Origin of the sequence: Streptococcus oralis, assembly GCF_019929345.1 — a bacterium.
Taxonomy (GTDB): Bacteria; Bacillota; Bacilli; order Lactobacillales; family Streptococcaceae; genus Streptococcus.
Map to the genome: position 1 here is coordinate 164,233 of NZ_JAHZPJ010000001.1, position 23,776 is coordinate 188,008.

General features: G+C 39.4%; 24 protein-coding genes and 2 pseudogenes. All 26 read right to left on the reverse strand.

What is annotated here, in order from left to right; all coding sequences use genetic code 11:
* Position 1: 1 nt before the first annotated feature.
* Positions 2–1,033 carry a 3-deoxy-7-phosphoheptulonate synthase gene (locus K1I97_RS00795; RefSeq protein WP_084974840.1) on the reverse strand — a complete coding sequence of 344 codons (1,032 nt, stop codon included), beginning with the start codon at positions 1,031–1,033 and terminating at the stop codon, positions 2–4.
* A 79-nt stretch (positions 1,034–1,112) separates the two neighbouring features.
* Positions 1,113–3,626, reverse strand: coding sequence for a preprotein translocase subunit SecA (gene secA / locus K1I97_RS00800; RefSeq protein WP_223331051.1), 2,514 nt, complete (start codon positions 3,624–3,626; stop codon positions 1,113–1,115).
* A gap of 225 nt (positions 3,627–3,851) precedes the next feature.
* The gene (locus K1I97_RS00805) at positions 3,852–4,232 is read right to left on the reverse strand and encodes a hypothetical protein (RefSeq protein ID WP_223331050.1); all 381 of its coding nucleotides are present in this window, start codon (positions 4,230–4,232) and stop codon (positions 3,852–3,854) included.
* A 270-nt stretch (positions 4,233–4,502) separates the two neighbouring features.
* Positions 4,503–7,295 (reverse strand): isoleucine--tRNA ligase, encoded by a 2,793-nt coding sequence (gene ileS / locus K1I97_RS00810; RefSeq protein ID WP_223331049.1) that lies wholly within the window; start codon positions 7,293–7,295, stop codon positions 4,503–4,505.
* 255 nt (positions 7,296–7,550) lie between these two features.
* Positions 7,551–8,357 carry a DivIVA domain-containing protein gene (locus tag K1I97_RS00815; RefSeq protein WP_223331048.1) on the reverse strand — a complete coding sequence of 269 codons (807 nt, stop codon included), beginning with the start codon at positions 8,355–8,357 and terminating at the stop codon, positions 7,551–7,553.
* A 16-nt stretch (positions 8,358–8,373) separates the two neighbouring features.
* Positions 8,374–8,634 carry a DivIVA domain-containing protein gene (locus tag K1I97_RS00820; RefSeq protein WP_223331047.1) on the reverse strand — a complete coding sequence of 87 codons (261 nt, stop codon included), beginning with the start codon at positions 8,632–8,634 and terminating at the stop codon, positions 8,374–8,376.
* A gap of 8 nt (positions 8,635–8,642) precedes the next feature.
* Positions 8,643–9,434: an RNA-binding protein gene (locus tag K1I97_RS00825; protein ID WP_223331046.1), complete on the reverse strand. Its 792-nt coding sequence runs from the start codon at positions 9,432–9,434 to the stop codon at positions 8,643–8,645.
* The gene (locus K1I97_RS00830; RefSeq protein WP_223331045.1) at positions 9,431–9,691 is read right to left on the reverse strand and encodes a YggT family protein; all 261 of its coding nucleotides are present in this window, start codon (positions 9,689–9,691) and stop codon (positions 9,431–9,433) included. Before K1I97_RS00830 ends, K1I97_RS00825 begins: the two co-directional genes overlap by 4 nt.
* Positions 9,691–10,224 carry a cell division protein SepF gene (locus K1I97_RS00835; protein ID WP_223331044.1) on the reverse strand — a complete coding sequence of 178 codons (534 nt, stop codon included), beginning with the start codon at positions 10,222–10,224 and terminating at the stop codon, positions 9,691–9,693. The genes K1I97_RS00830 and K1I97_RS00835 overlap by 1 nt, the downstream gene beginning before the upstream one ends.
* A gap of 9 nt (positions 10,225–10,233) precedes the next feature.
* Complete coding sequence (locus K1I97_RS00840; protein WP_223331043.1) at positions 10,234–10,905, reverse strand: YggS family pyridoxal phosphate-dependent enzyme; 672 nt, start codon at positions 10,903–10,905, stop codon at positions 10,234–10,236.
* Between the two features lie 3 nt (positions 10,906–10,908).
* Complete coding sequence (ftsZ, locus tag K1I97_RS00845) at positions 10,909–12,165, reverse strand: cell division protein FtsZ (protein WP_223331042.1); 1,257 nt, start codon at positions 12,163–12,165, stop codon at positions 10,909–10,911.
* Between the two features lie 16 nt (positions 12,166–12,181).
* A complete protein-coding gene (locus K1I97_RS10270) occupies positions 12,182–12,376 on the reverse strand; it encodes a cell division protein FtsA C-terminal domain-containing protein (RefSeq protein WP_411575266.1) in 195 nt (64 codons plus the stop codon).
* Positions 12,376–13,558: pseudogene (gene ftsA / locus K1I97_RS00850) on the reverse strand (cell division protein FtsA); the annotation flags it as partial. The pseudogene ftsA and the gene K1I97_RS10270, both read right to left, overlap by 1 nt.
* A gap of 230 nt (positions 13,559–13,788) precedes the next feature.
* Positions 13,789–14,493 (reverse strand): YwaF family protein, encoded by a 705-nt coding sequence (locus K1I97_RS00855; RefSeq protein ID WP_223331040.1) that lies wholly within the window; start codon positions 14,491–14,493, stop codon positions 13,789–13,791.
* A gap of 195 nt (positions 14,494–14,688) precedes the next feature.
* Positions 14,689–15,300, reverse strand: a complete 612-nt coding sequence (locus tag K1I97_RS00860) for an NUDIX hydrolase N-terminal domain-containing protein (protein WP_223331039.1) — start codon at positions 15,298–15,300, stop codon at positions 14,689–14,691.
* A complete protein-coding gene (locus K1I97_RS00865; RefSeq protein WP_223331038.1) occupies positions 15,287–16,660 on the reverse strand; it encodes a UDP-N-acetylmuramoyl-tripeptide--D-alanyl-D-alanine ligase in 1,374 nt (457 codons plus the stop codon). Before K1I97_RS00865 ends, K1I97_RS00860 begins: the two co-directional genes overlap by 14 nt.
* Before the next feature lie 84 nt (positions 16,661–16,744).
* Positions 16,745–17,788 carry a D-alanine--D-alanine ligase gene (locus tag K1I97_RS00870; protein ID WP_223331037.1) on the reverse strand — a complete coding sequence of 348 codons (1,044 nt, stop codon included), beginning with the start codon at positions 17,786–17,788 and terminating at the stop codon, positions 16,745–16,747.
* 104 nt (positions 17,789–17,892) lie between these two features.
* On the reverse strand, positions 17,893–18,381 hold the full coding sequence (locus K1I97_RS00875; protein ID WP_223331036.1) for a hypothetical protein: 489 nt from the start codon (positions 18,379–18,381) through the stop codon (positions 17,893–17,895).
* A gap of 39 nt (positions 18,382–18,420) precedes the next feature.
* Positions 18,421–19,053 (reverse strand): hypothetical protein, encoded by a 633-nt coding sequence (locus K1I97_RS00880; protein ID WP_223331035.1) that lies wholly within the window; start codon positions 19,051–19,053, stop codon positions 18,421–18,423.
* A gap of 180 nt (positions 19,054–19,233) precedes the next feature.
* Positions 19,234–19,764 (reverse strand): annotated as a pseudogene (locus K1I97_RS00885) (hypothetical protein).
* 49 nt (positions 19,765–19,813) lie between these two features.
* On the reverse strand, positions 19,814–20,410 hold the full coding sequence (locus K1I97_RS00890; protein ID WP_223331034.1) for a hypothetical protein: 597 nt from the start codon (positions 20,408–20,410) through the stop codon (positions 19,814–19,816).
* A gap of 98 nt (positions 20,411–20,508) precedes the next feature.
* A complete protein-coding gene (locus K1I97_RS00895; RefSeq protein ID WP_223331033.1) occupies positions 20,509–21,135 on the reverse strand; it encodes a TipC family immunity protein in 627 nt (208 codons plus the stop codon).
* A gap of 179 nt (positions 21,136–21,314) precedes the next feature.
* Positions 21,315–21,842 (reverse strand): thiol-disulfide isomerase, encoded by a 528-nt coding sequence (locus K1I97_RS00900; RefSeq protein ID WP_223331032.1) that lies wholly within the window; start codon positions 21,840–21,842, stop codon positions 21,315–21,317.
* 84 nt (positions 21,843–21,926) lie between these two features.
* Entirely contained in the window at positions 21,927–22,460 is a 534-nt protein-coding gene (locus K1I97_RS00905) for a thiol-disulfide isomerase (RefSeq protein ID WP_223331031.1), read from the reverse strand.
* 52 nt (positions 22,461–22,512) lie between these two features.
* The gene (locus K1I97_RS00910) at positions 22,513–23,142 is read right to left on the reverse strand and encodes a hypothetical protein (protein ID WP_223331030.1); all 630 of its coding nucleotides are present in this window, start codon (positions 23,140–23,142) and stop codon (positions 22,513–22,515) included.
* Positions 23,139–23,768, reverse strand: a complete 630-nt coding sequence (locus tag K1I97_RS00915) for a hypothetical protein (RefSeq protein ID WP_223331029.1) — start codon at positions 23,766–23,768, stop codon at positions 23,139–23,141. Before K1I97_RS00915 ends, K1I97_RS00910 begins: the two co-directional genes overlap by 4 nt.
* Between the last annotated feature and the right edge of the window lie 8 nt (positions 23,769–23,776).

Below are 23,776 nucleotides of genomic sequence, written 5' to 3' on the forward strand. Positions count from 1 at the left end.
CTTATTCTCCTAGTGTTTGGTAAATTTCGCGAACAAGTGCTTCTGTGTTGTCCCATCCTAGACACGGATCTGTAATGGACTTACCAAAAACTTCTGGTTCATTTTGACGTCCATCTTCTAGATAGGACTCAATCATGAAACCACGAACGTATTTCTTGATCTTCTCATTCCAGTCACGGTTGATCAAGGTCTGACGAACGATACGGATTTGATCCATATATTGCTTGCCTGAATTGTCATGATTGGTATCGATGATGATAAAGGGATTTTCCAAGCCCATCTTTTCATACTGGGCAATGGTATCCATCAAATTGTCATAGTAGTAGTTAGGAATATTTTTCCCGTATTCATTCAAGGCACCTCGAAGAATGGCATGAGACAATGGATTTCCCGTTGTTTCCACCTCTTTACCGAGAAAGAGAAAACTCTGTTTATTTTGCGCTGCGTAAATCCCGTTAAACATAACATTGAGATTTCCAGATGTTGGATTTTTAAATCCTGTTGAGAAATCTGCTCCACTCGCTACAAAACGGTGCTGTTGATCCTCTACAGAACGAGCTCCAACAGCCATATAAGAAATCAAATCATCCACCAGCGGAAGATTTTCAGGATAAAGCATCTCATCCGCTGTTGTCATACCAGTCTCGGTAATCACACGATAGTGGAGCTGACGAACAGCCTTGATCCCATTGATCAAGCTAGGAGCTTCTGTCGCATTTGGTTGATGAATCAAGCCCTTATAGCCATCTCCATTGGTACGAGGTTTAGCCGTATAGACACGCATGACCATAAAAATGCGATCTTTGACCTCTTCTTGTAAAGCAGATAGACGCTTGGCATACTCGAGAACCGCCTCTTCGTTATCAGATGAACATGGTCCAATCACCAAGAGAATACGCTGGTCTTCTCCACGGATGATGGCTTCCAATTCCTGATCACGTTGTTTTTTTCTTGCAAGAGCTGCTCCCTCTAATTTAGACAAGGCACGAACTTCTTCAATGTTAATTTTAGGACTTTTAGCTTTAAATACCATGATTCATCTCCTTATAAAGCAAACGGACACCAAGTAAAAATGTATTTTCACCAGGTATCCGCCTGTATCTTATCTTATATTATTGTCTCTTACCATGACAGTTCTTAAATTTCTTACCAGATCCACATGGACATTGGTCATTTCGTCCGATTTGGCTCAAGTCCACATCTGCTGGAAGGTTAGCACGCTGAGCGGCGATATTTCGAGTAGCTGTTGTGCTAATATTAATCTCGGTCTGCGGTCTTTCTTGTTCATGGATTTGTGCTTTCATCATCAAACGAGTCACATCAAACTCAATCGCCCCAATCATATCATTAAACATGCGGAAACCTTCTGCTTGATACTCAACAACTGGGTTATTTTGGGCATATCCACGAAGACCAACAGCATTTCGTAACTGATCAAGAGCATCAATATGATCCGTCCACTTGTTATCCACAACTCGAAGAATCAAAACTTTTTGGAATTCCTTGACTGCGTCCTCATCACGTAATTTTGAGATTTGACTATCGTATACCTTCAAAGCACGTTGGAAGAGTTCATCTTTTATTTCACGATCTGATAAACCAGCTAAATCTTCCTCAGAAATAGAAGCCTCTGGTAGCAGATTGTACTTAGCAAAATTCAAAATAGCTTCGATTTTTTCTTCTTCCTTAGAACGTGAATGAGCATCCACAACTCGTCCGATTGTACGTTTAATCATAGCGTGAATCTCAGGAGCCAAGTCACGGTCTGCAGTGATGACATCATAACGTTGTGCATAGATGATTTCACGTTGCTCACGCATAACGTCATCGTATTGAAGGACTTGTTTACGAGTATCGTAGTTGTTTCCTTCAACACGTTTTTGAGCTGCTTCAACCTGACGCGTTAACATACGTGATTCAATGGCCTCATCAGACATATTGAGACGTTCAAAGACACCTTTCAGACGTTCTGAACCGAAACGTTTCATCAAATCATCTTCAAGAGACAAGTAAAATTGTGACTCACCTGGATCTCCTTGACGTCCTGAACGTCCACGAAGCTGGTTATCAATACGACGGCTCTCGTGGCGCTCAGTACCGATGACACAAAGTCCACCTAACTCACGAACCCCTTCACCGAGCTTGATGTCGGTACCACGACCAGCCATATTAGTTGCAATTGTAACTGCGCCACGTTGACCAGCATTCATGATGATTTGTGCTTCTTTGTAGTGGTTCTTCGCATTCAAAACTTCGTGGGGAATCCCTGCTGCCACTAATTTTTTGGAAATATAATCACTGGTTTCAACGGCAACTGTACCAACTAAAACTGGCTGTCCTTTTTGGTAACGAACTTTGACATCCTCAACAACGGCATTAAATTTTGCTTCGATGCTAGCATAGAGAAGGTCTGGATGGTCAATACGCTGAACAGGGCGGTTAGTTGGGATTGGAATCACGCGAATGTTATAAATCTCACGGAATTCTTCTTCTTCAGTCTTACCAGTACCAGTCATACCAGACAACTTCTTATACATACGAAATAGATTCTGGTAAGTAATAGAGGCTGAAGTTTTTGTTTCGTCTTGAATTGGAACACCCTCTTTGGCTTCAATTGCTTGGTGCAATCCGTCAGAATAACGACGACCTTCCATAGTACGACCTGTAAATTGATCGACAATCAGGATTTCCTGCTCTTCACTGACCACATAGTCAATATCAAGAAGCATGATGTAGTTAGCTCGAAGAGAATTATCAATAAAATGAGTCAAAGCTACATTTTCGATATCATAAAGATTTTCCAGTCTAAAATAACTTTCGGCCTTATCAATACCTGAATCAGACAAACCGATTGCCTTAGATTGAATGTCAATGATATAATCTTCTTTATCTAACGATTTGACAAAGCTATCAGCCATGTGATACAACTGGCTCGTTTCGACAGCATTGGCACCGGATACAATCAATGGCGTACGCGCCTCGTCAATCAAAATCGAATCCACCTCGTCAACCAAGGCATAGTTGAGTGGACGTTGTACCATATTTTCAGCTCGAACAACCATGTTATCACGCAGATAGTCAAAACCAATCTCAGAGTTAGTTGAGTAGGTGATATCACAAGCATAAGCTTCTCTTTTTTCCATTGGAGATTTAGCCGCCAAGTTAATTCCTACCGATAAACCAAGCCATGAATAGAGTTCACCCATTTCCGTCGCATCACGTTCTGACAGGTATTCATTGACCGTTACAACGTGGACTCCTTTTCCAGATAAGGCATTCAGATACACTGGCATGGTCGCTGTCAGGGTTTTTCCTTCCCCTGTACGCATTTCAGGTACATCACCGTGGTGAAGGACAATCCCCCCCATAATCTGAACCTTATATGGGAAAAGACCTAAGACACGTTTAGCCCCTTCACGGACAACTGCAAATGCTTCGTACAGAAGTTGATCTAACGTTTCACCATTTGCATAGCGTTCCTTAAATTCGACTGTTTTTGCTTGTAGTTCTTCATCGGTCAAGGCTGCCATTTCATCCTCATAGGACATGACCTTTTCTGCCATTTTTTCTAATTTTCTTATTTCACCTTTATCATTTTCGATGATTTTTTTTAAAATATTAGCCATTATTTTCCTTACTTTTAATTCTGAAGATTTTAGAAAGTTCTTTTAATTGTAGCATATTTACTCTTATTTTTCAAGAAAAAATCCCTGTTTTCAAGGGAAACGAACTAGAAGATAGTCTAGAAGGCCATGTCAAAAATTGTTCTAAAGATGTGTACCTCCCCAAAAGGTTAGATAGAAAAAATCTAACTTCTGGAGTGCGGTACAAACGTTGTTTTCACCGGAGTATCATACAAGTTCATAGACTTCTTTTAAAAATTTAGAAAAAGAAACGGCCCCTTTAATAACGAAAAATCCTCCTATCCACTCGGTCGCTGAAAGCGTGCCCATCACTCCACCAAGGATAAATAAAATAGAAGGCAGCTTTCGAAGTTGTTGATCTTCTTCAAAATAGATTAACATAAAGGTGCCTAATGCAATCATCAAAATCTTAAAAAATGTCAGGAGCAAGGAAAAGGCAACCGTGACGACCAGTATTTTTGAAGGATCTTTATAAATAACAGCCCCAGCATAGGATAGTAAAAATCTTAGAACGGGTCCCAAAAGCAAGGCAATCCCTGCTATCATACCCAGCTTCCAATTGAGTCGAACTAATCTATTTATCTCCATAAGAACCTCCTCTATCGTAGCTATCATTCTACCATATTTATCTCAGAAACAAAAGACCTTCTCAAGATACGAACAAATATCATCTCCGATTTCTAACTTAATCCCTTGCATTCAAAAAGAGGGGCTTGCGCCCCCCTCTTTATCGGATACATAAAATAGTAGTGAGTCCCTGATACTACGTGTCAAAAAAACTTGATATATCGCATTTTATCATAGATATACTTACTGACTTTCATCCTTAAATTGAATTTTTTCTCAGCTTCATATAACTTATTTTTCTTCAAAACCTTGAGCAACTGCATCCGCAAAGTTTTCTTCTACGATGCTTGCACAGTGGTCACAGATGACTGCATGGTAGCTGCGTTCTGCTGTTGTTGGATCGATACGACGGCAACGGTCACAAACTTCACCTGCAGCGCGTTCAACTGTAAAGGCAACATCCTCAAAGCTAACTGCGCCTTCTGGAGCTGTACCTTCAGCGATGGTCAATTCTGACACGATCAAAAGTTGAGCCACATTACTGTCCACTGCTCCAAGAAGAGTTTTCACAACTTCGTTTGGATAAACTGTCAAGTGTGCTTCAAGCGATTTACCGATCACTTTGGCATTACGTGCTTCTTCCAAGGCTTTTTGAGCTTGTCCTCGGAAGTCCATGAAGGCTGACCATGTATCCAAGATTTCTTCTTGGTTGGCAAAAGTTTCAGCTTCTGGTAATTCAGACAATTGAACAAATTCTTCAGCTTCAAACTCAAGATATGACCAGATTTCCTCTGCTGTGTGAGGAAGGATTGGTGTCAAGAGTTTGGTGATTTTGACAAGAATGTCATAGAAGACTGTCTGCATTTGACGGCGTTCGAGTGATTTGGCACCTTCGATGTAAACAACGTCTTTAGCAAAATCAAGGTAGAAGGCTGACAAGTCAACGTTGATAAAGTTCACCAAGGCCTTGTAGATTGTCAAGAATTCAAAGTTGGCATAGGCATCACGAATCGTTTTCACAAGCTGGTTAAAGTGAATGGTCATGTACTTGTCAACAGAACGAAGCTCATCGTAAGCTACTGCATCTTGAGCTGGGTTAAAGTCAGATGTGTTAGCAATCAAGAAGCGAAGAGTGTTACGGATCTTACGGTAAGTTTCAGAGACTTGGCTCAAGATATCCATAGAGATACGCACGTCGTTGCTTGAGTCCACACTTGTTACCCAGAGACGCAAGATTTCCGCACCAAATTGTTTTTCAACATCACTTGGAGCAATGGTATTCCCAAGAGATTTAGACATCTTCTCACCTTTACCATCAAGGGCAAAACCTTGTGACAAGATTTGTTTATATGGAGCAACGCCATGGTTGGCAACAGATGTGATAAGTGATGAGTTGAACCAACCACGGTACTGGTCAGAACCTTCAAGGTAAAGATCTGCTGGATATTTGAGTTCTGGACGGTTGACCACTACTCCATTCCATGATGAACCTGAATCAAACCATACGTCCATGATATCTGTTTCTTTCTTGAACTCGCCATTTGGTGAACCTGGATGAGTAAATCCTTCTGGCAAGAGGTCCTTAGCATCACGTTCCCACCAGACAATAGAGCCGTGCTCTTCAAAGAGTTGAGCCACATGTTCGATGGTCTCAGCAGTCATGATTGGTGTTCCGTCTTCTGCGTAGAAGATAGGAAGGGGAACTCCCCAGGCACGTTGACGAGAGATCACCCAGTCGCCACGGTCACGAATCATGTTGTAGAGACGTACTTTCCCCCATTCTGAGTGGAACTTCACTTTTTCAATTTCGTCCAAGATTTCTTGGCGGAATTTAGATACAGAGGCGAACCACTGTGGCACTGCACGCCAGATGATTGGTTTTTTCGTACGCCAGTCAAATGGATATGAGTGAGAGATTTCTTCTTGGGCAAGAAGGAGGTTACCAAGTTTTTCGATAACAGTTGGAACCACCTTGTCATAGAATTGACCCGCAAAATCAGGACCAGCATTTTCCATCATGATCCCGCGTTCGTCAACTGTTACAGCAACTTCAAGACCATTAGCAACACCGACATTGTAGTCATCCTCACCAAAACCAGGCGCTGTATGGACGATACCTGTACCAGAGTCAGTCGTAACGTGGTCGCCAAGGATCACCAGCTCATCTACAGCCGTATCCCAAGGGTGGACTGTCACGATGTGGTTCAATTCTTGACCACGGTAAGTCGCTAAGACTTGAACATCAGCCCAACCAAATTTCTCAGACAAAGTAGTCAACAACTCTGCAGCAACCACAAACTTACGAGCTTCACCAGCAGGTTGCACCACAACGTAGTCAATATCCGCTCCAACTGTCAATCCACGAGAAGCTGTGATGGTAAATGGAGTCGTTGTCCATACGACAATATAGGTGTCTGTATCTAGAACACCTTTCCCATCTTTAACTGGATTGGCATAGTAAAGGGAAGTTGAAAGCAAGTCATGGTATTCAATTTCCGCTTCAGCCAGGGCTGACTCAGAAGACCATGACCAGTAGACTGGCTTTGCACCACGGTAGATATAGCCTTTTTTAGCCATTTCACTGAAGACACGAATTTGAGCTGCTTCATAGTCTGGAGTCAAGGTCACATAAGGATTTTCCCAGTCACCAGAAACACCCAAACGTTTAAAGTCTTCTCGTTGTTTATCTACTTGAGAAAGAGCATACTCACGGCAAAGTTTCAAGTACTCAACCAAGTCCATTTCTTTGCGTTTAACACCCTGTTTTGCCAAGACTTGCTCGATTGGTAGACCATGTGTATCCCAGCCTGGGATGTAAGGCGCATAAAATCCTGACATCGATTTTGAACGAACAATAATATCTTTAGAAATCTTGTTCATGGCATGTCCAACGTGGATATTTCCGTTTGCATATGGAGGGCCATCATGCAAGGTGAAATGCGGTTTTCCTTGATTCAATTCTTGACGACGTTGGTAAAGTTTTGCTTCTTCCCATTCTTTTTGCCAGATTGGTTCTTTGGTTGGAAGACCAGCACGCATTGGAAATTCAGTTTTTCCAAGATTTAGGGTATCTTTGAGTTTCATTGTTACTCCTTTAATTTAAATTGACAAAATAAAAACCACGATTCGCAAAAAGGACGAAAATCGTGGTACCACCTTTATTCGAAAAAAGACAGGGTCTCTTTTCCTCTTTTCCCGTAACGTGGGGAACGTCCAGTCTTACTGCTTTCAGACTAGATTTGTTGAGAGGATAATCTAACCACTAGGGATTGTAGGACTCACACCATCTCCTACTCGCTGGAAATATAGTTGGTTAGATCTTGTTCTCACATTTTATACTTATAAAATCGAAACAGATTCTTTTTTTGATTTCTTTTCTTTAGAATCTGACTGGGCTTCAACAATTGCCTCTATAGAGTCTTCTAAAGAAGGTGTACTAACGTCTTCATCTTCTTTTTGTTCTTCCTCTAATCCAGCTAATTCTTTACTGCTCGCCTCAATACGAGCTTGCAATTCCGCCATTTCCTCAGGAGAGAATTGACGTGTCACATCAATTGGGTCTTCTTCAGGTTGAGAAGGAAGCTTTTCGCCTAAAACTTCGCTCACAACTTCTTTGAAAGCTTCATCACTTGTTTGAAGATAAGTTGCCGTAGGCTTCAAAATATCTTCCCAATCTGGTGATTCAACAATTGCCAACTGACTTTCAATTGTTGATTTGAGACGTTGATGGAATACACGACTCTTGTTTTTCAATTCTTCTGTCTCTACAGCCACTTTTTTAGCATTATCTGCTGCTTGGCGTAAAATTTCATTAGCTCTATACTTAGCCTCATCTAAAAGGCGCTCTGCATCTTGTTCAGCTTGTTTAATAATATTACTTGAACGTTCCTGAGCTGCCTGTTTTACCCTTTCAGCTGTATCTTGAGCAATCAAAACAGACTGACTCAAAGAATTTTTCATCTCATCAAAGTAAGATAAGCGCTCTTCTAAACTTTTAATCTGTCTTTCCTTATCATGATTGCTACGAACTAACTCCTCATAATCACGTACAACAATATCAAGGAATTCATTAACTTCTTCTGGATCTAAACCTCTAAATTTTGTACCAAAGGTTTTATCTTTAATTTCTAACGATGTAATTGGCATACTTTTCCTCACTTACTTAATAAAAAATAGAATCATTCATTGCCTCTGGTTCTTGCTCTTGGTTGTTTGTTACTGTTCTCTTAGGAATATCATTAGTATAATAGGAAAGACGTTCTTCTAGTTTTTTGATATAGAGTTCAGTTTCATCTTTGTATCGAATCATCTCCTCTAATTCAAAGTAAATCTTATCTAGAAAGAGGTCAACTTCTTCCTGATTGTAGCCTCTGAATGTTCTTGAGAAAGCTTTATCACTTATTTCTTGTGGTGTAATCGACATATTTTTTCTCACTTGCTTAATAATAATTGAATGCTTAATTTTATCTTGTCTTTTTTTGTCTGTCCATTGTCTTTGACAATTTTTAGACGACCAAACTTTCTCACACTGATCAAATCTCCAACTGCAACCTGGTAATCACTTTTTTCAACCAGATGATAGTTCACCTGGACAGATTTTTTCTCTATCAGTTGACTAGCTTGGTTTCTAGATAATTTCAAGGCACTTGATAAGAGGGCATCCAATCGAAAACTCGAAACTAAAATTTCTCGTTCTCTATAATCAATTTTAGACAAAATCCTATCGGTAAAAGGACGTTCCTCCAGCGATACAGGAAGTCTGCCAATCTTTCTTATTCCATCCTGAAAAAGAGGAATGAAATCACGATTGACAAAAATCTGTGCTCTCTTTTCATCTACCAAGATATCACCAAATAATTTACGGTCAATTCCTAGTTGGTTGATGATTGTTCCCAATATTTTTCCATGACTCAGTTGTTCAAACTTACTCGGATAGCAAATTTCCAACAAGGCCATTTCAAAGTCTGATATCTCCGGTTCAAAGTAATCGGGATAGATAAGAACACGAACCGACTCTGTCGGAAGAACATCACCACTACTTTGGCAACCCAGTCCATATGTCCCAGCTAGCACCCTCAAAATCTGTTCCTGATGGGGATTGATAAAAGGAGTAAGTACCGGCGCATATGTATCTTCTACCCGCTTGAACCACTCTAAACCCTTATCAATAAAGGGAATATCATCTTGGGAAAAATGCTGATAAATGGCTCGATTTGCTGTCATAGTAATAGGACTAGTCGTGTTAAGAGATTTCCAACAAACTGAATCAGAATCAGCACTGCCCAAACCGTAAAGTCAAGACCAGCAAATTGTAGATTGAGTTTACGAAGTGGCTCAATAACTGGGCGAGCAAGGCGAATGATTAAGCGACCTAGTGAACTATCGTAGGCATTAGGAAACCAAGAAAGTAAAACAAAAGCTAGAAGAATGAAGGAATAGATGTTCACAGCATTTTGGATTAAGTGAATTAGAAAAAACATTATCTCGCTCTATTTCGCTTAATATCAAAACCAAACTCAGCATTTTGTGAATCATCCGACAATTTAATATCTTCAATATTTACAACTACATTGACTGGTGTCAACAAATACATCGTACTCGCAACCTTTTTCATATTACCAGCCAAAACATGACGTGCACCATCAAGATAGTCTAAACAACGACGTGCTTGAACTTCCGTCATGTACTGAAAATCAATCAGGATACTTTCATTCCCAGTTAATAGGTCGACAATCACTGTTGCATCTTCATACTTTCTAGGATAACGAACTTCAATGATTACTTTTCCATCTGTACGGTGACTTTGCATAGCTAGTTCCTTTTGACGTTCATGCAAGCGAGTGATATTGGCATCTTTTGATGTACTTGCTTGGGACTGTACTGGCAATTCCTTAGAAGTTGAAATTGGTGAAACAACCACTTCATCTTGTTGAGATTCATAGCGAGGTGTTGTTTCTTCTCCATCTTCTGTAAAATAATCTATAAATTTATCAAATTTATCTTTTAAAGACATGAGTCTCTCCTATTTAAAAAAAGCTGTGCCAATTCGAACAAAAGTCGAGCCGAACTGAATCGCTTCTTCATAATCGCGACTCATTCCCATACTTAACTCTGTCATAGGCATGTTAGGGATTTGTTTTTCTCTAATTTCTGCTTGCAGTTCTTGTGTTTTTTTGAAAATCGTTCTCAATTCATCCGTATCTGCCTCAAGAGGAGCCATGGTCATTAGACCAACATATTCAATTCGATCTAACTGAGCTAAGTCAGCTAATTGCTCCAGCAAGGCTTCTTTGGAAAACCCGTGTTTAGTTTCCTCGCCAGAAATATTGACCTGTAAAAAGCACTTAATCGTACGATTCGTTCTTTTTTGAATTTCTTGAGCGAGCTTAAGAGAATCTAGAGCATGGAAATAGTCTACAAAAGAGATGACATCCTTTACCTTACGCCTCTGGAGCGTTCCGATCAAATGCCAGGTAACAGGTCGATCTTTCAAAGCCTGATATTTTTCCAAAAATTTATCAACACGATTTTCACCAATATGATGAACACCAAGCGGAAGCAATGCTTCCGCTGTTTCTATATCTACATATTTTGTGACAGCAATCACTGAAACTGAATCTAAATCACGATTTGCTTTTTGACTAGCATCCGCGATTTGCTGAAAAATTAATTCCGTATTTTTTTTCAAATTCATTTTTTAACGATTCTTGAAAAATGGAGGTGTATCCAACTCATCCTCATCTTGAGAAACAGGTACTTCAAATCGTTCTACAGGTGACACGACTGAATCAGTTGGGCGAACGATTGACTCACGACGTAAATCCCAGTCACCAAATGCAGATGTTTGGTTGGTTTCATAACGGCGCGAGTTCGGTTTTGCAACTTCTGCGGTGTCCTCTAAATCAAAGTGACGGTCAAATGTGTGTGAATGCGGAGTTCTAGAAACTTCTCTACGAGCTGCTTGCTTAACTGGAGAACCAACAACTTTGTCTACACGTTCTTGGCGAACACCTGTCGCTACAACTGTAACACGAATTTCGTCCTTCATACTTTCATCGATTGATGTTCCAAGCCAGATGTTTACTCCTTGACCAGCTGCTTGATTGACGATTTCAGAAGCTTCTTCTGCTTCAATCAAAGTCAAGTCAAGACCACCAGTAACGTTGACAATAACATCCTCTGCGCCATCGATCGTTGTCTCAAGAAGTGGAGAGTAGATAGCTTTACGAGCTGCTTCAACGACACGCTCTTCTCCACTACCAACACCGATCCCCATAAGAGCATTCCCTTTGTTTGCCATTACAGTTTTTACGTCAGCAAAGTCAAGGTTAATCAACCCTGGGTTGGTAATCAAGTCAGTAATTCCTTGAACACCTTGGCGAAGAACGTTATCTGCTTCGCTAAGAGCTTCAAGAAGCGGTGTCTTCTTGTCAACAATTTCAAGCAAATTGTTGTTTGAAATAATCAACAAAGTATCAACATGTTCGCGAAGTTCGTTGATTCCTTCCACAGCGTACTGACCACGTTTGCTTCCTTCAAATCCGAAAGGACGTGTCACAACACCTACTGTAAGGGCACCAAGATCTTTAGCAATACGCGCAATAACAGGAGCAGCACCTGTACCAGATCCACCACCCATACCAGCAGTGATAAAGACCATGTCTGCACCACTAAGGGCTTCGGTCAGAGCCTCTTCGCTTTCCTCAGCAGCTTTACGACCAACTTCAGGACGACCTCCAGCACCCAAACCACGAGTCAATTTTGGTCCGAGTTGGATTACTGTTTCAGCTTTTGTACTGCTAAGAGCCTGTACATCTGTATTTGCTGCGATGAATTCAACCCCCGCAACACCTTCGTCGATCATACGGTTAATAGCATTACCACCGCCTCCACCGACACCAATTACTTTAATGATTGCGCCTTGAGAAGCCGCTGTATCAAATGAAAATGTCATAGTTTCTTTTCCTCTTTTATTCGTCAAACATGCTTCCGATTAAGCTACGGAAACGCTCTGTTAATTTCGGTTTATTTTGAGAAGTTACTTGGAACTCATCTTTAGGAGCAACCGTTCCTTCCTGAGTATTTTCAGCCACTGTTGGAGCAGGCTGTATAGGAGCAGGTTGTGAGATTGGAGTTACACTCTGAGTAGGCACCCCAAAACTAATTGGTTTTTGACGAAGAAATTCATCTCCTTTAACCGCCTTCTGAGCAATACGATTTACCTCTGTCAATTTACCTGCAAATTCAGACAAGCTAATCACATGTGCAAAAGCAGGATTTCGAATACCAACTTGATTTGGTACATAGAGTTTCACTCGTACCCCAAATACTTCTTGAGCTAATTCAACAATCCCTGGCAAGATGGCATTCCCACCAATCAAAACAATCCCTCCAGGCAAATCCAACAAGTGGCGTCTATCCAACTCTTGTTTGATTTGATCGAAGATATGCTTAATACGCGCTGAAATGATTTCTGCTAAGTAGCTTTCTGTTATCTCAACAGGCTCAACCTCACCGATCACTTCAACTTGAAAAGTCTCATTTCCTGCTAACGGCACATAAGCTTCACCATAGTTTTGTTTTAGACTTTCAGCAATTCGTTTAGAAGTTTTCAAGACTTTAGAAATATCTTTTGTAACATAGTCTCCACCTTCTTGGTAGATATTTGTGAACTGCAATTCTTGATTGCGGATAGTTGCTACTGTAGTCTGTCCACCACCCATATCAATCACTGTTGCACCAAATTCACGTTCTCCCTCATTGAGGACAGAATTTACAATTGCTAGTGGAGAAATGATAACATTTTCTACCTGAACTCCTACACGTTCGACAGTCTTGCGAAGATTGTGGAGAATGGTACGAGGACCTGTGTAAAGCAAGCCACGCATTTCCAAACGAACACCCATCATTCCACGAGGATCACGGATTCCTTGGAAGCCATCCACGATAAACTCTTCGGGAATAAAAGTAATGACTTCACGATCAGGTGTCATGCTCTTAGTCAAAGCTGATTTGACAACATTTTCCACATCTTGATCTGTAATTTCTTTTGTATCTGAGGTAACGGGAATCATTCCTTGTGTTGGCTCTACCTGCAAGAGATTCGCGGGAAGTCCAACGTTTACAGACTTAATCGAAATCCCTGCTTTCTCTTCAGCCTGGGAAATTGCCGATTTAATTGCCGAAGCAGCAGCCTCAATATCAACAATGATTCCGTCTTTGACACCCTTACTTTTGGCATTACTAACGCCAATCACATTTACTTCACCATCTCTAAGTTCAGCAACCAGTACTTTGATGGAACTAGTTCCGATATCTAAGCCTGTAAAAAAACCATCTCTAGTCATTACATCGCGTCCTCTCTGTCTTCCAAGTTTCTCACTTCTATTTTAATAACTGTAATAGGGCACAGCTATTCACAAAATATTATAACACAAAAAATCCAATCGTGCTTAGTTTTTCATAAATTTCCTCAAGGTTTTTGTAAAAATCTTTTTTGCTTCTTTTATGAAAATAAATCAAGTCCTTGCTTAGAAAAAAGCATTCTCGTTGTATTCACTAAAAAGAGAAGATCTTCTTAGACCTTCTCTTGAATCATCTTTTCTGCTCTTTGTTGTAAAAAAACTTCTAATACTTTTGCAGTCAAACTGATGGCTACTACCAATACACTTGACACGATGATGTAATTTGCTAATGGACCATGATTCCCAACAATTGGTGGTTTCGTTAAAAATCCATAGTCCCCACCTACAACTAAGTTGACAACCCATATCAAGCCATTTAAGGCGAAAGTAATCCACACCACATTCTTCAAATCAAGAAGGGAAGGTTGATAGTTTCTAAACAAGTATAGGAGCGCATTTCCTAAAAGGGCGACATGTCCGATAATGAAGGACAAAATGGTCACGTGTGGAAATGGGTAGGGATCAAAGAGTGGGTAAGCCAGTGCTGCTGTTGCTCCAAAAGTTCCTAAAAGGGCAAAGTACTGTTTGTACTTGGATGTCCCTGGAATCAAGAGCATCACAAACATGGCGATACGGCAATGATAGAAGGGCAAACTTTCTGACAGAGGCATGAGATTTCCCCAATACCAGCTATACAGAACAATCAGTTGAACAGACTGAAGGATCTGAATAAAACGCTGGTAAGCCACTTTGTCGCGAAAACGATAAGAAGCATAGAAAGTAAGTGCCAATAAACATAACAAACCAATGTACCAGTGAAGTTCAAACTGGGGCGGTTCTGATATCTGTGTGGTAAATAATTTATCCCACAAATTCATATTCTATTCCTCGTTCATCTAGCTAGAGGCGGTAAAAAATTCACTTTCTCCAGCTTTTAAATTTTTTGAAAAACTTGATTCTATACTAAGCATAGAATACTTGCGTCTTAAATTTGCAATCTATTATATCATTTGTACCGCAGAAATGCATCTTACAAACACCCTTTTTTGATTTGCAGATTTCTCTAGCATAACCTAATCAATATATTGGTCTCTTTGTCCTTTATAAACCTGCCAAAGAATCTCCATTTGTCCCTTGGTGATGCGTTTTTCAGATAAGACTGGCAATTGGTCAATGGCAAAAAATTGAAGCTCAGCAATTTCTTGATTCTCTTGAAATTGTCCATCAAGAAGCTTACATTCAAAGACAAACTTTGCATATTGTTTGCTCTGTAGTTGGAAACGATTGGTGTCAAAAACTGCAAGTAACCTTTCAGCTTTTGCTGTAAAACCGGTTTCTTCTTCAATTTCTTTAAGAATATTTTCGGTTGGAGAATAGCCAACTTCACCAAAACCACCTGGCAAAGCCCAACTATCCTCTCCTTTTCCTCTAACTAAACAGACTTTTTCATCCTCAACAATCCAAGCACGGACGTCCATCAGAGGAGTTGCATAAGCGGAAGTTGGTTTCATGACTTCTGCCACTTCTTCTACATCGAGGTCTGATACCTGATTCAACATTTCAGATAACAGACTTCGCAAATCCTCGTAGCGCTCACGGTCGAAAGGATCTTTTGTAAAGGTTAATCCAGTATCCGTAATGGCTAGCATTCTTTGCAGATACTTGGCAAAATCACTTGCATTCATTTTCTAAACTTTCTACCAACTTGGCTAGATTCATGGAGTTAGAGCCTTTAAGCAAAATTTGGTCATTGGCCCCAAGGCTTTCCTTAACCTTCTTGACTAGGTCTTCAAATTGGTCCTCGTCAGCTGTTTTTTTGAAGTAGAAAACGTGGCCGATTGGAAACATTTGACTGGCAAGTTGGGCCAATTCAGAAATATCTTCTCCATAGAAAATAACGGTATCCAGCACATCTGGCGAGAGACTCAAAATCATCTGGTTATGGAGTTGAACAGACTGGTTGCCGAGTTCCTTCATGTCTGCTAGAACAGCTATTTTCTTGCCTTCTTCATTGGCTGGAATAGCCGAAAAAGTCTCCAAAATCAACTTCATAGCAGTTGGATTGGCATTGTATACGTCAGACAGGATATCTGCTCCATTGGCTGCTTTCTTCCACTCAGTACGGTTACGCGTCAATTCAAGATCTTGGAAGGCCTGACGAATTTGCTCTTCTGAAACTCCTTCTTGTAGAGCCACATAAGATGCGATCATAGCATTGGTCGCATTGTACTTACCAGTCACTGGCAAGTCAAGAGCTTTTCCCAAGAAATTAGCCTTAAAGGTCAGACTATCCTTACGCTCAATCAAGTCTGTGATTTCCAATTCTGCCCCTTGCCCAAAACGGACCACCTTTTTATCAGCTGGCAAGTAGGCCTCTACAATGGAGTCGGCTGGTGCTAAGAGCAAGGAACCTGAAGTCATGCCGTCTGCAATTTGCATTTTTCCTTTAGCAATCTCAGAACGATCTTTGAAAAAGGCCAAATGAGCTTCTCCAACCAAAGTCACAATGGCTGTTTTGGGATGGGCCAATTCTGACAAGAGATGAATATCTCCCAAGTGATCCTGCCCCATCTCCAATACCAATTTTTCAGTATCATCTGGCATATGAAGAACTGTGTAAGGAAGACCAATTTCGTTATTGTAATTGCCCTGAGTTTTGTAGGTCTTGTAAGTTGTCGATAGCAAATGCGCCAACATATCCTTGGTCGTTGTCTTGCCATTTGAACCTGTGACCGCAAAGACATCAACTGCCATTTTTTCAAGATAGTAGGCTGCAAGGGTTTGAAAGGCAGTCAACACATCGTCTACTAAAATATAGGGATGATTTGCAACCTCTTTCTCAGACAAGGTTACTGTTGCACCATTTTCAAAAGCGGTTTCGATAAAGTCATGACCATCGCGCGCACCTTTAAGTGGCACAAACAAACCTCCCGTCCCAATCAAACGACTGTCAAACTCAGCTTTTTCTAACTGAGCGTCCGCAAAAAGGCTAACATCATTTTTAGCTCCAACAGTTTGGGCAACTTCATGGATTGTTAATTTCATTTCTACTCCTTTAAAAAGGGTTGAAGTCCAAGAACTCGACTCACCTTACAGTGACGGTTCCGGCTTCTACCCTCTCTTTCATTTTTATAGCAAATGCGCTTCGCGCTTGTTAAAGCTTTCCTTGGCAAGGTCAACCAAACGCTCGATTAGTTCTGGGTAGCTGATTCCCATATTGTCCCATAGTAGTGGATACATAGACCACTGGGTAAAACCTGGCATGGTATTGAGCTCGTTTAGGAAAATCTCTCCCTTATCTGTATAGAAAAAATCGCAACGAGATAGACCGAGTCCACCGATCGCACGGAAGGCGGTTTCAGCATTTTGACGCATGACAGCTACTACATCATCACTAATTCTAGCTGGGATATCCATGGTAATCTTGTTGTCAATATACTTGGCATCATAGTCGTAGAAAGCAACGTCCTTGACCACTTCACCAGGAAGCGTGCTCTTAACAGCGTAGTTCCCCAAGAGACCAACCTCGATTTCACGGGCATTCACTCCTTGCTCTACCAAGACACGGCTGTCATATTGGAAGGCGAGTTCCAAGGCTTGACGGAGTTCTTCTTGGTTTTCAGACTTAGAAATACCGACACTTGAACCCATATTTGACGGTTTCGTGAAGACTGGATAAGTCAATTTTTCTTCAACTTCAGCGATTTTAGAAGTCACATCATCACCTTCGACGATGGCCACATAAGGAACTTGAGCAATCCCTACAGATTCTAAAACACGCTTAGTCGTAATTTTGTCCATGGCAAGGCTTGATGACAAGATATTACAGCCGACATATGGCATTTTCAAGACTTCCAAGAATCCTTGAACAGAACCATCTTCTCCCATCGGACCATGAAGAACTGGAAAGACCACTGCACCTTCTTCGTATATGGCACTGGGCGCGATTTTCTTGTCCCAGTCAATGGTCGCATTGGTCATGAGACGATCCTCTTGGCCTGGAGTCTGGCTAAATTCTTGCGTTTTGATAAAGTCACCTGACTGACTGATGAAGAAAGTCTTGACTGTGAAACGGTCGTAGTTGACCGCACGCATGACACTTTCAGCTGACAATACAGACACTTCACGTTCTGCACTGCGTCCACCGTATAAAAGAATAATCGTTTGTTTCATATTGTTTGTCCTAATTCTAATAGAATACTCGTTCTTTAGTATATCATATTTGCTTCTTTTTTGAAACTTGTATCTAAAAAAGCCCTCATTTGAGAGCTGAAATTTTACCTATCCACCACTTGAGCTTCAAAGTAAGCTGGTTTGTCGTCTACATTGGTGATAGTGATCGTGTAGGACTCGTTATTAGTCACATTAAAAACTTTTTCCCCTTTGTAACTGACAACAATTCCATCCTGGACTAAATGGATATCTTTTTGATTATTGGGTAACTCTTCATCATCATTTTCTGAATGATTTCTTCTAAAAAGTTTTTGTTCTTCAACACCATAAAAAATATCGCTATCCATCTCAAACCAAACTTTTTTACCTGATAATTTAAGCTTATTAGTGTCATTTTTTTTCAAGATTAATTCTGAGTAGTATTCTACATCATGTGTCCGAGGATTTACTGTAAAGTTAGCCGACTCTCCTGGTTGCAGAGTATACTTACCAAGATTTTGTGCCCATAGATTAAAGAAAAAAATAGCCGCCAAAACTACAACAAGTGTTAAACTACAACCTAAATTCCAATTCGATTTTTTCTTCATGCTCATTTGTAACTCTCCTTATAGTCATCATACCTTTTTGGAGCTCTATCTATTCTGCAAAATTTCGTTCTCTTTCCTTTTTCTACGCTGACCCGACCACCTGATACACTGCAACAATACTATCATACGAAGAATCAAGTAGACCAAACGAAGGATTTTCATCTTTCTAAGCGCTGATAAGAAGTTTTTCCTTGCATTCCCCACTTCTTGGCCTAACTGTTCAACCGTCTTACCTGTTTCCTCTTTAATAGCAACTGCATTCTTTGAAATCAAATAATAATTTTGTTCTAATCTGCTGATATAGGCTTTGGAAATTGGCTCGTCTAAGAAAAAATATACTCTATCAGCATACTCATCCTGAGACAGCGTATAGTAAACTTCAGCTTCACTCTCCCATTTTTTAGGAAAACTAGTTATTCTAATATTTCCATAGTCTAAATGCATCATTCCAACTAAAACGTCATTAGTCCATTCTTCCGCATAGTGGTATAATTTCATTTTCTTATCTACCATTGGCCAAACCATCACATACCGACTATGCATGAATTCCTTAGTTAATGCTGAGTTACTTGCCAAACTGGTCGCACCAATCTCATATACTGACCAAATAAGAACTATAAGCATCAAGACAGCTTGAGTTGGTTTGTTTTTATAATAGTTTCTTATTCTTTTTAACATTTTACTCTCCAACTGCGGGATTAGGTTTATCTAAATCTTTTTTTGAAATTCTGACTAGCATTCGCCACTAGATTCTCTCTTGCATATCCGAAAGCAACAAGCTAATTGTTACTATCAGAGCAAATTAGTCTCGTTACCAAACAATTGCAACAACTGAGACCTAGTTTACGATTCTTAAATCTACCGATCCACCACTTGAGCTTCAAAGTGAGCTAGCTTGTCGTCTACATTGGTGATGGTGATCGTGTAGGGAGTTACTTCCGTCACCCCAAATACTTCCTTTATTTCTCCTTGAACCACTATTCCATCACTTTCTAAATAGATACTTTTACTCTTATCATTTGGTCAGTCTTTGCGCTCTGTGCCATCTTTGGAAATAATAATCTCAGTTACTGACTGCTTCTCGGCATTATAAACTGTATTACTACCTTTCATACCCCATCCTTTTCGGCCCGATAGTTTTACTTTGGCATCATCCTTTTTTTCTAAAATCAATTCCGAATTATACTCTAGCTGATCTGTATTGGGATAAACTCTCAATTGAACACTTTGACCTGGTTGCAGAGTGTACTTACCAGCATTTAAAACCACACAAATAAAAACTGCCGCAAACGAACCATACAACAATCCGATGATCATTCTTGAGAGACTGCTTTTAAAGTGCCGTAAAAGTAGAAATAAAGACACAATAAATAACACGGGTGTTAGCATTTTAGTTTTCCTCTCTCATCACTATTAAAATCCAGAAGAACTGTGGCCCTCAATCCCTCCTTAAAAGAGAGTATATTTTCCAACCCAAAAGAAAGCAGACCAAAGCTATCGAATAGTAGAAAATTTTCTGAAGCAAATGATTTAAAACTATCTTTCTCATCTGATTCACAACTGTATATAACTGATTCATCGCATTGTCCGAGCGTTGTTCCCAAACGGTCACTGAAGAACCTGTGTTACTTTCAATCACAGCTTGATTTTCACTTGCTAATTTCAAATATCTCCCAGCATGATACAACCGCTTTTCCCCATTTAACCAACTAATTTCAACACTCTTGTCTCCTTGTAATCGATTATTGTAACTGATGGATACCGCTTGATTCTCAGAAGAAATCTTACTTTCAATTTGATTATAGTCATCCACCACATAGATAAGGCCGATGTTCTTTCCATTTTCTTTTGAGGGCACTAGATGAATATGCTTATCAAGAGCATGCCAATCCTGATCATTTTTATCTTGAATCAATTGAACCATACTACTATTCACATCCATCTTAGAAAATGAATAATATTGATAGATTGGCTTAATGATGAACAATACCATATAAAAAAGGAAAAATAGGATAGACTTACTTTTATTTCTCATTTACTGCTCCAAAGTGACTTCTTTTTTTACAAAATGTTCTTAAGAACTCTGTCATAGCAAGCTGCCTTTATAAAACTATTACCTCGTCGTTCCGTTTGTTATTCGGTTCTCCATATATCCTTAACTGTCACTTCTCCCCAATTATCTGGGCTAAAACGACTAGAGTAGATAGTGGTCCAGTCTTTAAGGACTTTATTACGGAGTACATTATCTGCTTCCTTGCGAATCTCATCGACAGTCTTTCCATGCTCCACTAGAAAGGCTTCTATTTGAGATTGCTGAAAATATCCTGTACTCTCATCATCATAGTACCACATAAACCGTTCTAATTGCTGATTGTTTACATCGTACTGGTAATCTACATTTATGGTTGTCTCTGTATCTGGCAGTCTCAAACGCATTTCTATCCCAACTTTCGTCATCTCCTGAAATCCAAAATAAAAATAATAACCTAGAGAATGAATAGTGTTTGGTAAATTTACACTTTTATAATCAATAGAATGTTTATATAAATCTTGAGATCCATTATCGATAATTTTTAACCCTTTTAACTTATAAAAAGCTCGTCCTTTCCAGAGAAATGTATAATTGTGATAATCACTTTCTTCGTAGTATATTTCATCAAAAATATTATGAACTCTCTGATATTTATAATACTGAAAACCAGAGAAAGATAATAATAGAACCATTAACAATGAAAAAATTACAAATTTTTTCTTCCTCATCTAATCACCTCATCTCTGTCAATTCTTGATTACCTGTTTCAATATTTCGAATGAAATTATAAGTACTTGGGTAATTTTTTTGTAGCTTATCTACGGTATCTTTTTCTAGTAAAATCCCTCAACACACCCCGTTGTTCATACGACATTGTGTTAAGAAAGAAGTTACTTTCTCTGGTAAACTATCCATACAAAGTCTGATACATCTTTTTCATGAAGCCATCAATCTCGCTTTGAACAATCTTTAATAGGCGCTCTTCTTCGGATTGAGAGATGTTCACACTCTCTTTTATATTTTTTTCATTAAATTGAAAGTAGCTGCTAGAAACTATATCAAAGTTCTTATCCAATTCATAGAGTACACTAGTTATTTTACCATCTATCTCTATTCTAAAATAAGCAGTAACCCCATTCCGTCCCGGATTTGAGATATCCAAATTGATGTCTCCTTTTATCTCTATGGAGTCAATTCCTCCATCCAAACGAATAGCTCCATCGGGAGGAACGACATAACCCGCTTTACGGATATCAGACGCATATTTTTCTGACGCCATTAAACGTTGTAAGACGGCTATATTGTCCCTCTCTTCAAAGGAGGTTTTTAATTGCATATGTTCTTGGTGGTTTTGATACTGAAAATAAAGATTCAAGCCAGTAGCTAAGACAATTACAGAAGCAATCACGATTAGTATTTCTTTAAGTCCTGTCATTTTTTCACCCCCTCTGTCTAAGTAATCATAGAAGTGTTGTTCATACAGCATTGCGTTGAGCAAGAAGTTACTTTCTCTAACAATCTAACCATACAAGGTTTGATACATTTTTTTCATGAAGTCATCAATCTCGCTTTGAACACTTCTCAACAAGTAATCTTCTTCGGCTTGTGAGATAGAAACAATCTCTCTTTTCCCGTTACCATTTTGCTGAGAATAGCTGGAATCAATTAAATTCAGATTTTTATCTAAAATAAAAGCTACATGCGTTTGTTTTTCATTAATCTGTGTAATGAAAAATAACTGAAAATCCTTAGCATCCTTTTTGGGAGGGCTAATTTTCAAATGTAACTCTCCTTCTATTTCTAATGGATAAATAACTCCATCCAATCGAATAGCTCCGTCAGAAGGAATAGTATAGCCTGCCTTGCGGATGTCAGGTGCATATTTTTCTGATGCCATCAAACGATGAAGAACTTCAATTCTTTCATTTTTTTCAAAAGCTTCTTTTAAAGCACTAGATTGTCGGAAATGATTGTAAGCAAAATATGAAGGGATTGCTAATAGGAACAAAAACAATACAATCAACCATTTAAGCTGTTTTACTTTATCTGACATTCATCTTTCCTCTATTCAACACTCACTTTCAAATAGGTGTCATTATCAGTTCTCACTCGTCTTCCTCGTCGTCATAAACTCGTTCACCATGGATTTGGATGTATTCTTCATTTCTGCGGTCATCTTCTTCCCAAACTGGGTCTCTCACATCGTCCAAAAAGGGAATTTCTTCCAAACTCAGCTCATTAGCTTCTTCATAACTCATCGAAAGGATATCCTCATGCCGATTTTTAAATTCCTCCACACTTAACCAGCTCTCTTTATCATCTTCGCTAATCTGACCATCAATAGCAGTCGAAATTTCAATGGCCATAATATACATAGCTCGTTTATCAACAGTGAGAAAGTCAAGGTGGGTAGAAGCTAAACGTAGACAGTCTCCTTTTTCTCGATAGTCTGTTGCTGGATTGTCTTCAAAATCTAATTCAAGGTTTTCATATATATGACTTCCAAATTCGTTGGTAATCCCTTCTTTCAACTGAACATTATTCCATCTATTATCATGCATCCACTTATTCAATTTCAAGTGAATAGTTGGGTCTGTTTTAAATGGGCGAGTATTCCCAAAATAAGAAATATCTACTGTCTTCCCATCTTTAGTATCAAACCACATTCTCTTCGCTAGTTCTAAATAGTCAAACGGAATTTCTTTGGTATAATCGCCTTTGATATATAGTCTCACTCGTCTTCCTCGTCATCATAAACTGGCTCGCCATGGATTTTGATGTATTCTTCATTTCTACGGTCATCTTCTTCCCAGACTGGGTCTCTTACATCGTCCATAAACGGAATTTCTCCCAAACTCAGCTCATTAGCTTCTTCATAACTCATCGAAAGGATATCCTCATGCCGGTTTTTAAATTCCTCCACACTTAACCAGCTCTCTTTATCATCTTCGCTAATCTGACCATCAATAGCAGTCGCAATTTCAATGGCCATAATATACATAGCTCGTTTATCAACAGTGAGAAGGTCAAGGTGCTTAGAAGCAATTCTTAAACATTCACCTTTCTCACGAAAGTCCGACATGATAGCATCTTCATAGTCTAACTGTATATATTCTGACTTATGGGATAAAAAATCATACTTTATCCCTTCCTTAATCTGAACACTTTTCCATCTATCATCATGAGTTTTCTTGTCTAATTCTAAGTGAATAGAAAGTTTCTCAATTGGTAGTTCTAGATACCCAGCATACGACAAATCCGGCTCTTTTCCATCTTTTTCCTCAAACCACATCCTTTTCGCTAGTTCCATGTAATCAAATGGAATTTCTTTGGTGTAATCGCCTTTGATGTAAACTTTCATTTTTCCTC

Excerpts from the sequence above, each read along its gene's own strand:
- secA (WP_223331051.1), bottom strand. The coding sequence starts at position 3,626 with ATGGCTAATATTTTAAAAAAAATCATCGAAAATGATAAAGGTGAAATA.
- K1I97_RS00915 (WP_223331029.1), bottom strand. The coding sequence starts at position 23,768 with ATGAAAGTTTACATCAAAGGCGATTACACCAAAGAAATTCCATTTGAT.
- K1I97_RS00830 (WP_223331045.1), bottom strand. The coding sequence starts at position 9,691 with ATGTTTTTTCTAATTCACTTAATCCAAAATGCTGTGAACATCTATTCC.
- K1I97_RS00825 (WP_223331046.1), bottom strand. The coding sequence starts at position 9,434 with ATGACAGCAAATCGAGCCATTTATCAGCATTTTTCCCAAGATGATATT.
- K1I97_RS00860 (WP_223331039.1), bottom strand. The coding sequence starts at position 15,300 with ATGAATGCAAGTGATTTTGCCAAGTATCTGCAAAGAATGCTAGCCATT.
- K1I97_RS00890 (WP_223331034.1), bottom strand. The coding sequence starts at position 20,410 with ATGAGAAATAAAAGTAAGTCTATCCTATTTTTCCTTTTTTATATGGTA.
- K1I97_RS00835 (WP_223331044.1), bottom strand. The coding sequence starts at position 10,224 with ATGTCTTTAAAAGATAAATTTGATAAATTTATAGATTATTTTACAGAA.
- K1I97_RS00815 (WP_223331048.1), bottom strand. The coding sequence starts at position 8,357 with ATGCCAATTACATCGTTAGAAATTAAAGATAAAACCTTTGGTACAAAA.
- ftsZ (WP_223331042.1), bottom strand. The coding sequence starts at position 12,165 with ATGACATTTTCATTTGATACAGCGGCTTCTCAAGGCGCAATCATTAAA.
- K1I97_RS00905 (WP_223331031.1), bottom strand. The coding sequence starts at position 22,460 with ATGTCAGATAAAGTAAAACAGCTTAAATGGTTGATTGTATTGTTTTTG.
- K1I97_RS00875 (WP_223331036.1), bottom strand. The coding sequence starts at position 18,381 with ATGAGCATGAAGAAAAAATCGAATTGGAATTTAGGTTGTAGTTTAACA.
- K1I97_RS00795 (WP_084974840.1), bottom strand. The coding sequence starts at position 1,033 with ATGGTATTTAAAGCTAAAAGTCCTAAAATTAACATTGAAGAAGTTCGT.
- K1I97_RS00870 (WP_223331037.1), bottom strand. The coding sequence starts at position 17,788 with ATGAAACAAACGATTATTCTTTTATACGGTGGACGCAGTGCAGAACGT.
- K1I97_RS00900 (WP_223331032.1), bottom strand. The coding sequence starts at position 21,842 with ATGACAGGACTTAAAGAAATACTAATCGTGATTGCTTCTGTAATTGTC.
- K1I97_RS00805 (WP_223331050.1), bottom strand. The coding sequence starts at position 4,232 with ATGGAGATAAATAGATTAGTTCGACTCAATTGGAAGCTGGGTATGATA.
- K1I97_RS00855 (WP_223331040.1), bottom strand. The coding sequence starts at position 14,493 with ATGAATTTGTGGGATAAATTATTTACCACACAGATATCAGAACCGCCC.
- K1I97_RS00865 (WP_223331038.1), bottom strand. The coding sequence starts at position 16,660 with ATGAAATTAACAATCCATGAAGTTGCCCAAACTGTTGGAGCTAAAAAT.
- K1I97_RS00895 (WP_223331033.1), bottom strand. The coding sequence starts at position 21,135 with ATGAGGAAGAAAAAATTTGTAATTTTTTCATTGTTAATGGTTCTATTA.
- K1I97_RS00880 (WP_223331035.1), bottom strand. The coding sequence starts at position 19,053 with ATGTTAAAAAGAATAAGAAACTATTATAAAAACAAACCAACTCAAGCT.
- K1I97_RS00840 (WP_223331043.1), bottom strand. The coding sequence starts at position 10,905 with ATGAATTTGAAAAAAAATACGGAATTAATTTTTCAGCAAATCGCGGAT.
- K1I97_RS00820 (WP_223331047.1), bottom strand. The coding sequence starts at position 8,634 with ATGTCGATTACACCACAAGAAATAAGTGATAAAGCTTTCTCAAGAACA.
- ileS (WP_223331049.1), bottom strand. The coding sequence starts at position 7,295 with ATGAAACTCAAAGATACCCTAAATCTTGGAAAAACTGAATTTCCAATG.